We start from the raw sequence: 14,099 nt of genomic DNA on the forward strand, positions 1-14,099 counted from the left end.
ACTCAAGCGGGCGCCGTCCGGTTGACGGCGCACTCGGGGCCCTGTGGATCGAGCAGTCGAGGCGGCAGCCGAAGGCACTCGCCCGTGACGCGGACCAGGACTACTCCCGAGTCCGCAGCAGCGCCTCCTGGACCACCGACGCGACGAGCCGCCCGTGCCGGTCCCAGAACTCGCCGTACGCCAGGGTGCGCCCGTCGCCCGCCAGGCGGCTGCGGCAGGCGTACAGGAGCCACTCGTCGGCACGGAACGGGCGGTGGAACCACATGGCGTGGTCCAGCGAGGCGAGGACGACACCGACCGGCCGCGGTTCGCCGTACGGCACGAGGGCCGTGGGGGCGAGCGGCGCGTCGGAGATGTACGCGAGGGCGCAGGCATGCAGCGCGGGGTCGTCGGGGAGCGCGCCGACCGTGCGGAACCAGGCGAAGCGTTCGATCTGCCCCTCGTCCGGACCGACGGCGTCCGGCACCTGCCGGCACTCCACCGCCGTACGCAGCGGATGCGTCGCCGGTCGGAACGCGAATCCGTCGTCGAGGCCTTCGGGGCCCGGGACGTCCGGCATGCCGGGCTGCCGCCGACTCCCCTCCGGCTGCGGCAGTTTGAAGGACACGCTCATCGTGAGCGCCTCCTTGCCGCCCTGTGTGGCGGTCACCTGGCGCACGGAGTAGCTGCGCCCGTCCCGGACCACGTCGGACGCGTATCTCGTAGGACGTTCGGGCGTGACGGCGCGCAGGAAGTAGGCGTGCAGGGAGTGCACGGAGCGGTCGTCCTCGACGGTGCGGTACGCCGCGGCCAGGGCCTGGCCCACGACCGCTCCTCCATAGGCGCGCTCCTGCGCGCGCCCACCATGGCAGTACCCCTCGAAGACGCCCGACCCGACGTCCTCCAGGGCAAGGCGCTCGCCCTTGCCGAGGGGGCCGAAGGGCTGCGCCTGGTCCAGAACTCCGCCGATCATTCGTTAAGTGTGCAGGCCATCCACCTGCCTGTCCACCCTCCATGATCAGCACGGCCGCCACGTCCCGACAGGGACGTGGCGAGCAGGGTGCCAGGGCTGGCCGGACTCGTCGGCGACTGCCTCCAGGTGGCCGCCAGTCAGCACGAAGCCGTCACCGAAGCCATCACCGCCGGCGAACCCACCGACGCCCAGACCCTCATGGCCGAGCACATCGACATGACCGCCCAGCAATTCCAGCGCGAGAACTGACGCCACGTCATCTTCCACGACGACACTCGCAACCCCGCGCTCCGAGTCATAGCCGTCGGCAAAGCCCGCTCAGCGCACTCTTCCCCGGGGCCTGAGCGGCACAGCAGGGAGTTCGGGGGCGGCCAGCGGCCCTCCGTCATACCCCTTCACCTCCCCGAATCTCGACCCGGTCATCCAGTCCTCCCGGGCCTGGGTGATGTCGTCCTGCGATCTGCCGATGAAGTTCCACCACATGATCAGCTCCTCGTCGAACGGCTCGCCGCCGAGGAGCATGAGGGACGCGTCCGACTCGGCGCGCAGGGGGAGTTCGGTACGGCCGCAGCCCAGGTAGAGCATGGAGCCGGGCATGACCGGGACGCCGTCGACGTGAGCCTCGCCCGCCATGGACAGGACCGCGTACTCGAAGTCCGGCTCGAGCGGGACGCTGAGATCCGCGCCGCGCGTGAGGCTGAGGTCCGCTCCGACGATGGGCGTGTACGTCGTGCCGGGCGACACGGCGCCGTCGAGCTCGCCGAGGATCAGGGTCGCGCTCAGGCCGGGGGCCGTGACCTTGGGCAGGTCGGCGTGGTGCTCGAAGCGGGGTTCCGTGTGGCGGTGGCTGTCCGGCAGGGCGACCCACAGCTGCGCGCCGTGCAGAAGGCGGGCGTGCGGGCGCGGGCTCTCCTCCGAGTGGCTGATGGCACGCCCGGACGTCATGAGTCCCAGCTCTCGGGGCCTGATCGTCTGGAGGCTGCCCGTGGAGTCGCGGTGCAGGACCTCCCCCTCGTGCAGCCAGCTCACCGTCTGCAGGCCCATGTGGGGGTGGGGCGGCACCTGCATGCCGGGTTCGTCGGCGATGTCGTCGGGCCCGTAGTGATCGACGAAGGCCCAGGCGCCGACCATGCGGCGTCCGAGGTTCGGAAGCAGCCTGCGGACCTCGGTGGACTCGCCTAGCTTCACGCGCCGGGGGGAGAGGAGTTCACGTACGGGCTCCGCCACGACGAAGCCCCGGCCGCCGCACATGGTCGGCTCCGCCTCGCGATCAAGATTGCTCATGGCTCACAACCTAGCCCCGTCCAGGCCGTCCCGTCAGGCACGCGTACGGGTGGACCCGCGCGCTCACCAGGACGGAATATGCGCCGGGTCCGTGCCGTTGACAGCGGTCGAGGAGGCACCAGTGGTGAACACGACCAACTACTACACGCAGGGCACCCCGGCGGAGCGCTGGGAGCGCGCGCGGAAGTTCTTCGACGCCAAGGAGTACACGCTCGCGGCGCAGATCCTCGACGACCTGGTCGCCGAGATCCCCGAGCAGGTGGCGGCGCGGCTGCTGCTGGCTCGCGCGTACTACCACTCGGCCCAGCTGGGCCGCGCCGAGGCCGAGCTGCGCACGGTCGTCGAGCGTGATCCGGTCGAGCACTACGCCCGTCTGATGCTGGGCCGCACCCTGGAGCGCCAGGGCCGTCACGAGGAGGCCGGACCGCATCTGCGGATGGCGGCCGCCTTCGCGGGCGACTTCGGCGACGCCTGAGCTGTACGGCAGCGGGCGCCTGAGGCGTACGGCAGGGGCCGACCGCTGGGCCGGTCGGCCCCGATGCGGCCAAGCTACGGCCCCGCCCCCGGCCCCGCTGATCTGCGCCTCCGCTAGCCTGGCGGGACGATGAGCAACCGTTTCGAGACGTCATGGGGCGAGTTCGACCTCGCCCGCTTCCCCGAGGATCCCCGCGACACGCTGCGCGCATGGGATGCCGCGGACGAGTACATGCTGCGGCATCTCGCCGACAGCGCCGCCGATCTGTCGGGGCCGGTGGTCGTGATCGGCGACCGGTGGGGCGCCCTCGCCACGGCCCTGGCCGGGCACTGCGACCGGCCGACCGCGATCTCCGACTCGTACCTCGGGCAGCGCGCGACCCGCGCCAACCTCGACCGGGCCGGCTTCGACGAGAACGCGGTACGCCTGCTGACCACCCAGGACACCCCGCCGGAGCGCGTGGACGTGCTGCTCGTACGCGTCCCCAAAAGCCTGGCGCTCCTCGAGGACCAGCTGCACCGCATCGCGCCCGCCGTCCACAACGACACCGTGGTGATCGGGACCGGCATGGTCAAGGAGATCCACACCTCGACACTGAAGCTGTTCGAGCGGATCATCGGCCCGACCCACACGTCCCTCGCCGAGAAGAAGGCGCGGCTCATCTTCACGACGCCGTACCCGGCGCTCGCCCGGCCACGGAACCCGTGGCCGCACACGTACTCTCTGCCCGACGGCGTCGGCCCCGTGTCGGGCCGGACCGTCACCAACCACGCCGGTGTGTTCTGCGCGGAGCGCCTCGACATCGGCACCCGGTTCCTGCTCCAGCACCTGCCCCGCAGCGAGGGCACCGAGCGCGTCGTGGACCTGGGCTGCGGCAACGGCGTCGTCGGTACGGCCATGGCGCTGGAGAACCCGCGCGCGGAGATCGTGTTCACGGACGAGTCGTTCCAGGCGGTCGCGTCGGCCGAGGCGACCTACCGGGCGAACGTCGACCCCTCTGAACACCCCGAGGCGAGGGCGGAGTTCCTCGTGGGCGACGGGCTCGCGGAGCTCCCCGCGGGCAGCGCGGACCTCGTCCTCAACAATCCGCCGTTCCACTCCCACCAGGCGACGACCGCCGCCACGGCCATGCGCATGTTCTCCGACGCGCGGGACGCTCTGCGGCCGGGAGGTGAGCTGTGGGTCATCGGCAACCGCCACCTCGGCTACCACGTGAAGCTGCGGCGACTGTTCGGCAACAGTGAACTCATCGCCAGCGACCCGAAGTTCGTGGTCCTGCGCGCCGTCAAGAAGGAGCACGAGTCGCGTTCGTAGGCGCGCCGAGCGTCACGAGGGGGTGGACGCGCGGGCCTGGCGCGTCGCCCCACACACCAAGTAGGGGGCTCAACCCGTGACCAGCCGCGTCACCTTGATCTCTGCCGCCACGAGCCGGGCTCTGCGGGAGGCCCGGTTCGACGACGGATGCTCGCTCGACACGAGCGCCGCGGCACGTGCGCGGGCGGCGGCCGGCGCCCTTCCCCCAGCCGACCGACTGTCGGTGTCCCCCACCGTGCGCTGCCGGGAGACGGCGAAGGCCCTCGGCCTCGATGGCGTCGAGGCGCCGGAGCTGGCCGGGCTCGACGTGGGCCGTTGGCGGGGCCTGACGCTCGACGAGGTCAGCGCGGAGGACCCGGCCGGCATCGCGCTCTGGCTCTCCGACCTCGGCGCCGCGCCGCACGGCGGGGAGTCCGTACGTGCCCTGTGCGAACGGGTCGCGCGCTGGCTGGACGCGTCGGCGGAGTTCGACGGACGGACGCTCGCCGTGGTGGAGCCGGAGGTTGTGCGGGCCGTGGCCGTCAAGATCCTCGACGCGCCCGTGTCGGCGTTCTGGCGGCTCGACGTACCGCCCCTGACGGCGACCGATGCCAGCGGGCGCTCCGGGCGCTGGAACCTTCGGCTCGGGCGGACGCTGGGCCCGACGGAGGACGGCGCCGGGAGCTGACCCGCACCGGACGCCTCGCCCCCTACTGGCTCGACGGTGAGCAGCATTCCTCGCCGACCGCCCCCGGCGGACCGCCCGTTGACTCCCGATGCCGCAGGAGCAGTGCCGCGAGTGCACACCGCAGACAGTCGGTGTCCTTCGCTCCCGCGGGTTCGCCCGCCTCGCCGCCCCGGCCCTCGTTCCCTCTCCGGTCCCGCAGGCCGTGGCAGCCGTGCGACGGGCAGCCGACCAGTGCCTCGATCTCCCGCAGCAGCTCCTCGCTCTCCTTCGCCCGCTGCGCCAGGACGCGTACACGGGCACTCTGGCCGCCGATCTGCCGTCTGCTGGCGATCAGTTGCTCGTACTCCTCCAGGGTCAGCGCGACCGCCTCGCGGCCGCCGAGTGTGATGTGGCGCGGTTGGGGGTGTCTGGCCACGCGGGTCTCCGCCCTCGGAAGAAAGCGAGAGGGCCGACCGGATGGTTCCGGCGGCCCTCTGCGCTTGATCGCCTGCCTGGGTCTTGTGGCGCGGTTCTCTCAGTGGGGTACGGGAGTTGCGTTGCCGGACGGGACCGCCCCGGTGCGCGGGGCGAGCTGGCGCTGCGCCAACTCGCCGAAGATCAGGCCGAATCCGGTCCACAGAGTGAGCTGGATGGCGAGGGCCGAGGTGCGGAACCGCCACAGCAGCGCTGCGGGGAAGTCCTTCGGTACCTCGTTGACGACCGGCAGGAACGCGTACGCGAGCCCGATCGCGAGGACGAAGCACGCGACCGCCGCCACGGTGGCGTACCAGGTGCCCAGGCGGGGAGCGAGCCGTTTCCCGATGATCACTGCGGCGACGGCGAGGAGCACGCTGAGCAGCATCATCAGGAAGTACAGCGTCGTGCGCTTGCTGATGGTGCCGGGATCGCCGACGGACGGCGGGTTGGCGGGGTACTTCAGGAACGGCACGACGTACACGGCGAGCAGGGCCGTGCCGGAGAGCAGGAGGGCCGTGGCCCGCGGGGTGAAGCGGCCGACGCGGCCGAGCGCGAAGCAGTACGCGAGGGCGGCTATGCCGCCGAAGGCGACGCCGTAGAGCAGGATGCCGGTGGCGAGGCCCGCGGTGGACTGCATGCTGCGGCTGACGAGTTCGACCTCGTGGTGGTGCGCGGGTGCGTGGGCCTCCTCGTAGCCGATGGCGCTGTCGACGCTGGGTTCCCCGAGGAGGTAGGCGACGACCAGGGCGAGCAGACCGGCGCCCAGGCCGGCGAGCATGCCCCGTACGAGGAGGTTTCTCACTGTTGCGGAGTTCATGAGCTTTGCGGCGTCCCTCGTCAGTGGCAGGGGAAGCCGAGCAGGTGGCGGGCGTCGTGCACCCATTCATGAACGCTCTCGCCGGAGACTACGGCGGTGGCGCCCTGTTCGGCGCCGACGAAGTAGAGCAGGACCAGCATCAGGATGCCGAAGAAGGCCGCCCAAGGGGCAATCGCCTTCAGGGGCAGGGCTGCGGGAAGAACGGGGGTGGTGGCTGTCGGCTGAGCGACGGTCTGCGCCATGGCAGGACCTCCTCTGGGAGTTCGCGTCCCATCTCGGTGGTGCACAAGTACGACAGCTGCGGGTCTGACTCGCGAGGTCCCCGCCCGTCCGGGCGAGTGGCTCGTCTCACAGTGGCGCGACCGTGCCGGATTCCCACCGGCTTCCGCGTTGCCGTCGTCAATATCGGTCAGACCGTACCGCGTAAGGGGCGCACGGCCAAGACCGGGCCCTTCGCCGTGATCTTGCTCATGGTCGCTGCCAGGAGACCTGGTGTGCGGTATGCAGTGCCGTCTCAGGGAGCGGACGCCCTCAGGAATCGGATGTACGGGCGCTCCCCCGGCTCGGCGGCCGGGAAAACGGTCGCGCGCACTCCGTAGACCCGCGCTATGAGCTCTTCGGTGAGTACGTCACAGGGGGTGCCGGCCGCGATCACACACCCCTGACGGAGCACGACGAGCTGGTCGCAGTACATAGCGGCCAGGTTGAGGTCGTGCAGGGCGATGACGCTGGTGAGCCGGAGTTGTGTGAGCAGGTCGAGGAGGTCCAACTGGTGCTGGATGTCGAGGTGGTTGGTCGGTTCGTCCAGGAGGAGTTCGCGTGGCCGCTGCGCGAGGGCACGGGCGATCTGGACGCGCTGGCGCTCGCCGCCGGAGAGGGTGTGCCAGTGCCGGTGCGCCCGGTCGGTGAGATCGGTGCGGGCGAGCGCGGAACGTACGGCCTCCTCGTCCTGCGCCGACGGTGGCATCCATGCCCTGCGGTGCGGGACACGGCCCAGACGTACGACGTCCTCGACCGTCAACTCGACCTGAGTGTCGGCCTGTTGCTCGACCACGGCGACGCGTCGCGCGAAGTCCCTGCGGCCGACGGTGCTCAGCGGTGAGCCGTCCAGGGTCACCGCTCCGGCCTGGGGGGTGATGAGGCCCGCGAGCAGGCGCAGGAGCGTGGTCTTGCCCGAGCCGTTGGGTCCGATGAGGCCCGTGATACCTCCGGGCGCCGGGTGCACGCTCACGCCGTCCAGGATGAGGTGTCCGCCGGTTTCACGGCGGACCCGGTCGGCCCGCAGCCCGTCGGCCGTGGTCGTGCGCATGGTCGGAACGGTCATCGGCGCAGACTCCGGGTGCGGTACAGGACGAGGACGAAGGCCGGTACGCCGATCAGCGAGGTCACCACGCCGACCGGTACCTCCTGCGGGTCGAGGACGGTGCGGGCGAGCGTGTCCACCCACACGAGGAAGACCGCGCCTGCCAGCGCCGTCACCGGCAGCAGCCGGGCGTGCCCCGGACCCGCCAGGGCCCGCGCCGCATGCGGCAGCACCAGGCCGACGAAGCCGATCGCGCCGGCCGAGCTGACCAGCGCCGCCGTGAGCAGGGCGGTCGTGCACAGCAGGACCAGGCGGGTGCGGGCCACGTTCACGCCGAGCGACGCGGCGGCGTCCTGCCCGAACGCGAAGGCGTCGAGCGTACGAGCGTGTGCGACGCAGATCACGAGCGCCGCCACGAGCAGCGTCAGGCACATCCGGACGTCGGTCCAGCCCGCCCCGCCGAGCGAGCCGAGCAGCCAGAACAGGACGCCGCGCGTCGTCTCGGCATCCGCCGCGGTCAGTACGACGACGGAGGTGAGCGCGGAGAACAGTTGCATGGCGGCCACCCCGGACAGCACCACACGGTCGGTGGAGCCGCCGAGAGCCTGGCTGAGCACCAGTACCAGCGCGAAGGAGACGACCGCGCCGAGGAAGGCGCCGCCCGAGACCGACAGGGCGCCGCCGCCGACGCCGAGTACGACGACCAGGACCGCGCCGGTCGAGGCGCCGGAGGAGACGCCCAGGACGAAGGGGTCGGCGAGCGGATTGCGCAGCAGCGACTGCATCACGGCGCCGCACACCGCGAGCCCCGCGCCGCACACGGCGGCCAGCAGCGTGCGCGGCAGCCGCAGGTTCCACACGATGCCGTCGCGGATGGGGGTCAACTGCGGTTCGCCCAGGCCGAGGTGGGCGGCCACGGCCGACCAGACATCGGTCATCCCGATGTCGGCCGGGCCGATGGTGATGGCCAGGGCGACGGACACGATGAGCACCGCGAAACCGGATGGCCAGGCGAGCACGCCACGCACCGCATGAAGCCGCTTCCCGGTGGCGGATGACGGCACCGCCTCAGGGGGCGCCCCGGGGGGTGGGGCCGGCGCTTCCACGCTCATCCGGCGAGGCCGAACGCCCGCAGTTTCGCGGCGACTTGCTCCACACCCTCCACCGTTCGGATCGTCGGGTTCATGGCCTGCCCGCTGAGCAGCACGTACCGCTTCTTCTTCACGGCTGTCATGTTCTTGGTCACGGCGTTGGACTCGAGGAACTCGATCTTCTTCGCGGCGGATTCGGCGGTCTGCGAGCGGCGCGTGAGATCGCCGATGACGAGGACATCCGGGTCCCGGTCGGCGACCGTTTCCCAGCTGATCTGGGGCCATTCGTCGCGGGTGTCGTCGAAGACGTTCTTCGCCCCCACCTCACGGGTGATGACGCCGGGCGCTCCGCAACAGCCCGCCATGTAGGGGGAGTCGGAGTTGGCGAACCAGTACAGGAGGGTCGTCCGGGAGGCGTCGATGCCGCTGGTCGCCTTCTTCACGCGGGCCTTGAGTGCGGAGACGAGCCGCTCGCCCCGTTCGCGTACGTCGAAGACGGCGGCGAGGTCGCGGATTTCGCCGTAGACGGTCTGCATGCCGAGGGTCTTGGTGCGGGCGCCGTCACCGCCGCCGCTGTTGTCCTTGCCGACACAGTCGGAGGGCGAGAGGTACGCCGGTACGCCCAGCTTCGCGAACTGGTCGCGTGGCGCCACTCCGCCCTTGCTCAGCGTGGCGCCGAACGAGGCGGCGACGAAGTCGGGTTCGGTGTCCAGGACCTTCTCGAAGGACGGATAACGGTCGGCGAGCCGCTCGACCTTCGCGTTCTCCTTCTCCAGTCCCTTCATCACGGGGTCCGTCCAGGTCCCCGTGCCGGCCATGCGGTCGCCGAGGCCGAGCGCGAGCATGATCTCGGTCGAGCCCTGGTCGAGAGAGACGGCACGCTCGGGCGCCGCTTTCACCTCGACCCGCGTACCGCAGTTGTCGAGTACGACGGGATGGCCGGCGGTGCTCTCCTGAGCCGCGGGCGTGCGGGCGGATTCGCCGCTCCCGCCGCAGGCGGCCAGGACGAGCATCCCGGCGAGAGTGAGCGCGGCACGGGGTATGAGGCGGGCGGAGCCACGGCGTGTGACGGGGTGCGCGAAGGGCACAGGGACTTCCTCGATGTCGAGGGCTCAAGCGCGGAGCCCGGTCGCACGGTCTCCCCCGCCGCCCCGACCGGAGCCCGCGAAGGCTGCCAGCAGGTCTTCGGACTCGGGATCACGCGGACGGGGCGCCTTCCCGGGCCGCGTGCGGTCCAGTGGCCGATGCTCCGCCCGTCACCCTCACCGCTGCGCGTCAGCTCCGGATTCGCACCGGATTCCCTGACACATACCTGTCCAAGTCCGCGCAATGCGGGGCAGACGGGCATGAGTTCGACTGGCCTTGGAAAGCTACCACGGCACCCGAATCCAGACGGCGGCCCCTTCTCGCCCGGTGTCCGCGGTGCGGGGCGGGCTCGCGCCGGACCGTCCCGCGTGCGTAGGGTGACCGGTGCAGCTGGTTCGCCCCGTCCGCCAGACGGGAGCGTCGTAAGAGGGAACCCGGTGGGAATCCGGGACTGCCCCGCAGCGGTGAGCTGGAACGACCGCCGTCACACGCACTGGCCCGATGGATCGGGCTGGGAAGCGACGGCCAGTAGGTGTCCGCCCGACATCGGGTGGACGTGCCCGCGAGTCCGAAGACCTGCCCGTTGCCCGTGCGTGAACCATTCGTGCGCGGATATCCCGGTGACCTCGAGGGCGGGTCGGCGTACACACCGAACGGGCGCGCGTGCCCTGCCGTACGCGCCCGCACCGTCCGGTCCGTGTCACCCTTCGCGCTCTCGCCCCGTCTCCGGGATCTCAGGGATTCATCTCGCGAAGGAGATCTCCGTGACCACCAAGTCCTCAGCCGCGGCAGCACGGGCCACCGTGCACGGCTACCCGCGCCAGGGCCCCGCCCGCGAACTCAAGAAGGCGATCGAGGGCTACTGGAAGGGCCGTGTCGGCGCCGACACCCTCCGCTCGACCGCCGCCGGCCTGCGCCGCGCGAACTGGCACGAACTGGCCGACGCGGGCATCGGCGAAGTCCCCACCGGTGACTTCTCGTTCTACGACCACGTCCTGGACGCCACCGTCATGGTCGGCGCGATCCCCGAGCGGCACCGCTCCGCCGTCGAGGCCGACGCGCTGGACGGCTACTTCGCCATGGCGCGCGGCACGCAGGACGTGGCACCGCTGGAGATGACGAAGTGGTTCGACACCAACTATCACTACCTGGTGCCGGAGTTGGGCCCCGGGACGGTGTTCACGGCCGACTCCACCAAGCAGGTCGCCGAGCTCAAGGAGGCCCTCGCCCTGGGTCTGCAGGCCCGGCCCGTGCTCGTCGGCCCGGTCACCTATCTGCTGCTGGCCAAGCCCGCGCCCGGGGTGGCCGCCGACTTCGAGCCGCTGACCCTGCTCGACCGTCTGCTGCCGGTCTACGCCGAAGTCCTCGCCGATCTGCGCGAGGCGGGCGCGGAGTGGGTGCAGCTGGACGAACCCGCCCTCGTCCAGGACCGCACGCCGGCCGAACTGAACGCCGCCGGGCGCGCCTACCGCGACCTCGGCGCCCTCACCGACCGGCCCAAGATGCTGGTGGCCTCGTACTTCGACCGGCTCGGCGAGGCCCTGCCCGTCCTGGCCGGGGCGCCGGTGGAGGGGCTCGCGCTCGACTTCACCGAGAGGGCCGCCGCCAACCTGGACGCCCTTGCCGCCGTCGGCGGGCTGCCCGGCAAGCGCCTGGTCGCGGGGGTCGTCAACGGCCGCAACATCTGGGTCGACGACCTGGAGAAGTCGCTGGCCACGCTCGGCACCCTGCTCGGCCTCGCCGACCGGGTCGACGTGGCGGCCTCCTGCTCGCTGCTGCACGTGCCCGTCGACACGGCTCTCGAGCGTGACATCGAGCCTCAGATCCTGCGCTGGCTCGCCTTCGCCCGCCAGAAGACCGCCGAGATCGCCACCCTCGCACGCGGTCTGACGCAGGGCACCGACACGATCTCGGCCCAACTCGCCGCCAACCGCGCGGACCTGGCCTCCCGGACCACGTCCGCCCTCACCCGCGACCCGGCCGTACGCGCCCGCACCGCGTCGGTCACGGCGGCGGACGCCCGCCGCGCGCAGCCGTACGCGGAACGCGCGGCGGCACAGCGGGGCAGCCTCGGCCTCCCCCTCCTGCCGACGACGACCATCGGTTCGTTCCCGCAGACGGCGGAGCTGCGCACCGCACGGGCGGGACTGCGGGCCGGACGGATCGACGCGGCCGCGTACGAGGAGCGCGTCAGGGCCGAGATCCAGGAGGTGATCGCTTTCCAGGAGAAGGCCGGCCTCGACGTCCTGGTGCACGGCGAGCCCGAACGCAACGACATGGTGCAGTACTTCGCCGAGCAGCTCACCGGCTATCTGGCCACCCAACACGGCTGGGTGCAGTCCTATGGAACCCGTTATGTCCGTCCGCCGATCCTCGCCGGTGACATCTCGCGCCCCGAGCCGATGACGGTGCGCTGGACGACGTACGCCCAGTCGCTCACGGGCCGCCCGGTCAAGGGCATGCTCACCGGCCCCGTCACCATGCTCGCGTGGTCCTTCGTCCGTGACGACCAGCCGCTCGCCGACACCGCTCGTCAGGTCGCGCTCGCCCTGCGGGACGAGGTGAACGACCTTGAGGCGGCCGGAACTTCGGTGATCCAGGTCGACGAGCCCGCCTTGCGCGAGACCCTCCCGCTGCGCGCCGCCGACCACGCCGCCTACCTCGCGTGGGCGACGGAGGCGTTCCGGCTCACGACGAGCGGGGTCCGGCCGGACACTCAGGTCCACACGCACATGTGCTATGCCGAGTTCGGGGACATCGTGCGGGCCATCGACGACCTCGACGCCGATGTGATCAGCCTCGAGGCGGCCCGGTCGCACATGCAGGTCGCGCGCGAACTGGCCGCCCACGGCTACCCGCGCGAGGCCGGACCCGGCGTGTACGACATCCACTCGCCGCGCGTGCCCGGCGCCGGCGAGGCGGCGGCCCTGCTGCGCAAGGGACTTGAGGCGATCCCCGCCGAGCGGCTGTGGGTCAACCCCGACTGCGGGCTGAAGACCCGTGGCTGGCCCGAGACCCGCGCCTCCCTGGAGAACCTGGTCGCGGCGGCCCGCACGGTCCGCGGGGAACTCTCCGCGTCCTGACGCCGGGATGAGACTGTCCGGGCGGGGGGCATCGTGTCTCGCCCGGACAGCCACGCGCAGAGAGGGACATCCCTCAGCCGCGGTACGTCTCCAGCAGCCTCAGCCACACCTCGCTCACCGTCGGATAGGACGGGACCGCGTGCCACAGGCGGTCGATCGGGACCTCGCCCGCCACGGCGACCGTGGCCGAGTGGACGAGTTCGCCGACGCCCGGACCGACGAAGGTGACTCCCAGGAGGATCTCGCGGTCGAGGTCGACGATCATGCGGGCGCGGCCGCGGTAGCCGTCGCCGTACAGGCCGGCGCCCGCCACGGAGGCGATGTCGTAGTCGACGGCGCGGACGCGGTGGCCCGCCGCCTCGGCCTCCGCGAGGGTGAGCCCCGCCGAGCCCGCCTCGGGGTCGGTGAAGACGACCTGCGGGACGGCGGAGTGGTCGGCGGTCGCCGCGTGGGCGCCCCAGCGGTCCGTCTCCAGGAGCGGGACTCCCTGGGCGCGGGCGGCGATGGCCGCGCCCGCGATACGGGCCTGGTACTTGCCCTGGTGGGTGAGGAGCGCGCGATGGTTCACGTCCCCGACCGCGTACAGCCAGGTGCTGCCCTCGACGCGGAGGCTGTCGTCGACGGGGAGCCACGAGCCGGGCTCGAGGCCGACGGTCTCCAGGCCGATGTCGTCCGTGCGGGGCGCGCGGCCCGTGGCGAAGAGGATCTCTTCGGACTCCAGGGTCGAGCCGTCGTCCAGGGTCGTGACGACGGTGCCGCCCTCCCTGGTGACTCCCTTGACGGAGACGCCGGTCCGCACCTGCGCGCCCGCCTCGACGAGGGCCTGCGTGACCAGCTCGCCGGCGAAGGGTTCCATCCGGGACAGCAGCCCCGATCCCCGTACGAGCATCGTGACCTGCGAGCCGAGGGCCTGCCAGGCCGTGGCCATCTCCGCGGCGACGACTCCACCGCCCACGACGACGAGACGGCCCGGCACCTTCTGCGCGCTGGTGGCCTCGCGGCTCGTCCACGGCTCGACGTCGGCCAGGCCGGGGAGGTCGGGGAGCGCGGCGCGCGTGCCCGTGCAGACCGCGACGGCGTGGCGGGCCGTGAGGACGTGCTCGGTGCCGTCGGGCCCGTTGACGGTGACCCGGCGGGGGCCCGTGAGGCGCCCCTTGCCCCGGTAGAGGTCGGCGCCGATGGACTCCAGCCAGCTCACCTGGCCGTCGTCCTTCCAGTGTGAGGTGTACTCATCACGGCGAGCGAGGACAGCGGCCGCCTCCAGAGGACCCTGCACGGACTCCCGCAGGCCCGGCAGGCGCCTCGCGTCGGCCTGGGCGATGACCGGGCGCAGCAGGGCCTTGCTCGGCATGCACGCCCAGTAGGAGCACTCGCCCCCGACCAGTTCGCTCTCCACCACCGCGGCACTGAGGCCCGCCGCGCGCGCCCGGTCCGCGACGTTCTCCCCGACCGGCCCGGCGCCCAGAACCACCACGTCGTATGTGTTCTCATCCGTCATGGGCCCCAGTGTGGTCGCAGGTGTGCGCCGGGGCCACACGGGTACGCGCGCGGAATACGTCCGTTACCGGGAC

14 protein-coding genes and 2 riboswitches are annotated in these 14,099 nt (G+C 71.8%); of the genes, 5 read left to right on the forward strand and 9 right to left on the reverse strand.

The features are described from left to right. Nucleotides 1-100: 100 nt before the first annotated feature. Nucleotides 101-952, reverse strand: coding sequence for an acyl-CoA thioesterase (locus OG758_RS07020; protein WP_326709162.1), 852 nt, complete (start codon nt 950-952; stop codon nt 101-103). Between the two features lie 75 nt (nt 953-1,027). On the opposite strand from OG758_RS07020, the gene OG758_RS07025 reads away from it, so the two are divergent. Beyond that, nucleotides 1,028-1,201, forward strand: a complete 174-nt coding sequence (locus OG758_RS07025) for a hypothetical protein (RefSeq protein WP_326709163.1) — start codon at nt 1,028-1,030, stop codon at nt 1,199-1,201. 69 nt (nt 1,202-1,270) lie between these two features. On the opposite strand, the gene OG758_RS07030 is transcribed toward OG758_RS07025, so the two are convergent. Further along, complete coding sequence (locus OG758_RS07030) at nt 1,271-2,236, reverse strand: pirin family protein (protein WP_326709164.1); 966 nt, start codon at nt 2,234-2,236, stop codon at nt 1,271-1,273. 124 nt (nt 2,237-2,360) lie between these two features. On the opposite strand from OG758_RS07030, the gene OG758_RS07035 reads away from it, so the two are divergent. The 3 genes from OG758_RS07035 (at nt 2,361) to OG758_RS07045 (ending at nt 4,692) form a co-directional block, all read left to right on the forward strand. Next, entirely contained in the window at nt 2,361-2,711 is a 351-nt protein-coding gene (locus OG758_RS07035) for a tetratricopeptide repeat protein (RefSeq protein ID WP_266743169.1), read from the forward strand. Nucleotides 2,712-2,840: 129 nt separating this feature from the next. Further along, nucleotides 2,841-4,025 carry a methyltransferase gene (locus OG758_RS07040; protein ID WP_326709165.1) on the forward strand — a complete coding sequence of 395 codons (1,185 nt, stop codon included), beginning with the start codon at nt 2,841-2,843 and terminating at the stop codon, nt 4,023-4,025. Between the two features lie 76 nt (nt 4,026-4,101). Then, nucleotides 4,102-4,692: a histidine phosphatase family protein gene (locus OG758_RS07045; RefSeq protein WP_326709166.1), complete on the forward strand. Its 591-nt coding sequence runs from the start codon at nt 4,102-4,104 to the stop codon at nt 4,690-4,692. A gap of 22 nt (nt 4,693-4,714) precedes the next feature. On the opposite strand, the gene OG758_RS07050 is transcribed toward OG758_RS07045, so the two are convergent. From OG758_RS07050 to OG758_RS07075, 6 genes are all read right to left on the reverse strand, one after another. Then, nucleotides 4,715-5,107 (reverse strand): hypothetical protein, encoded by a 393-nt coding sequence (locus tag OG758_RS07050; protein ID WP_326709167.1) that lies wholly within the window; start codon nt 5,105-5,107, stop codon nt 4,715-4,717. A 99-nt stretch (nt 5,108-5,206) separates the two neighbouring features. Further along, entirely contained in the window at nt 5,207-5,965 is a 759-nt protein-coding gene (locus OG758_RS07055) for a CbtA family protein (RefSeq protein WP_326709168.1), read from the reverse strand. 20 nt (nt 5,966-5,985) lie between these two features. Further along, nucleotides 5,986-6,207 (reverse strand): CbtB domain-containing protein, encoded by a 222-nt coding sequence (locus OG758_RS07060; protein ID WP_266677960.1) that lies wholly within the window; start codon nt 6,205-6,207, stop codon nt 5,986-5,988. A 272-nt stretch (nt 6,208-6,479) separates the two neighbouring features. Further along, nucleotides 6,480-7,274 carry an ABC transporter ATP-binding protein gene (locus OG758_RS07065; RefSeq protein WP_326709169.1) on the reverse strand — a complete coding sequence of 265 codons (795 nt, stop codon included), beginning with the start codon at nt 7,272-7,274 and terminating at the stop codon, nt 6,480-6,482. Between the two features lie 11 nt (nt 7,275-7,285). Beyond that, complete coding sequence (locus tag OG758_RS07070) at nt 7,286-8,380, reverse strand: FecCD family ABC transporter permease (protein ID WP_326709170.1); 1,095 nt, start codon at nt 8,378-8,380, stop codon at nt 7,286-7,288. After that, entirely contained in the window at nt 8,377-9,372 is a 996-nt protein-coding gene (locus OG758_RS07075) for an ABC transporter substrate-binding protein (protein ID WP_326715833.1), read from the reverse strand. The genes OG758_RS07070 and OG758_RS07075 overlap by 4 nt, the downstream gene beginning before the upstream one ends. 146 nt (nt 9,373-9,518) lie before the next feature. After that, nucleotides 9,519-9,716, reverse strand: a riboswitch (cobalamin riboswitch). A 103-nt stretch (nt 9,717-9,819) separates the two neighbouring features. Next, a riboswitch (cobalamin riboswitch) is annotated at nt 9,820-10,043 on the forward strand. A 166-nt stretch (nt 10,044-10,209) separates the two neighbouring features. On the opposite strand from OG758_RS07075, the gene metE reads away from it, so the two are divergent. Beyond that, the gene (gene metE, locus OG758_RS07080) at nt 10,210-12,528 is read left to right on the forward strand and encodes a 5-methyltetrahydropteroyltriglutamate--homocysteine S-methyltransferase (RefSeq protein WP_326709171.1); all 2,319 of its coding nucleotides are present in this window, start codon (nt 10,210-10,212) and stop codon (nt 12,526-12,528) included. Nucleotides 12,529-12,601: 73 nt separating this feature from the next. Here the strand turns inward: metE and OG758_RS07085 are convergent, their stop codons facing one another. Next, nucleotides 12,602-14,026, reverse strand: coding sequence for a dihydrolipoyl dehydrogenase family protein (locus OG758_RS07085; RefSeq protein WP_326709172.1), 1,425 nt, complete (start codon nt 14,024-14,026; stop codon nt 12,602-12,604). Between the last annotated feature and the right edge of the window lie 73 nt (nt 14,027-14,099).

It is taken from the genome of Streptomyces sp. NBC_01474, assembly GCF_035918215.1.
In the GTDB taxonomy this organism is placed as follows: domain Bacteria; phylum Actinomycetota; class Actinomycetes; order Streptomycetales; family Streptomycetaceae; genus Streptomyces; species Streptomyces aureus.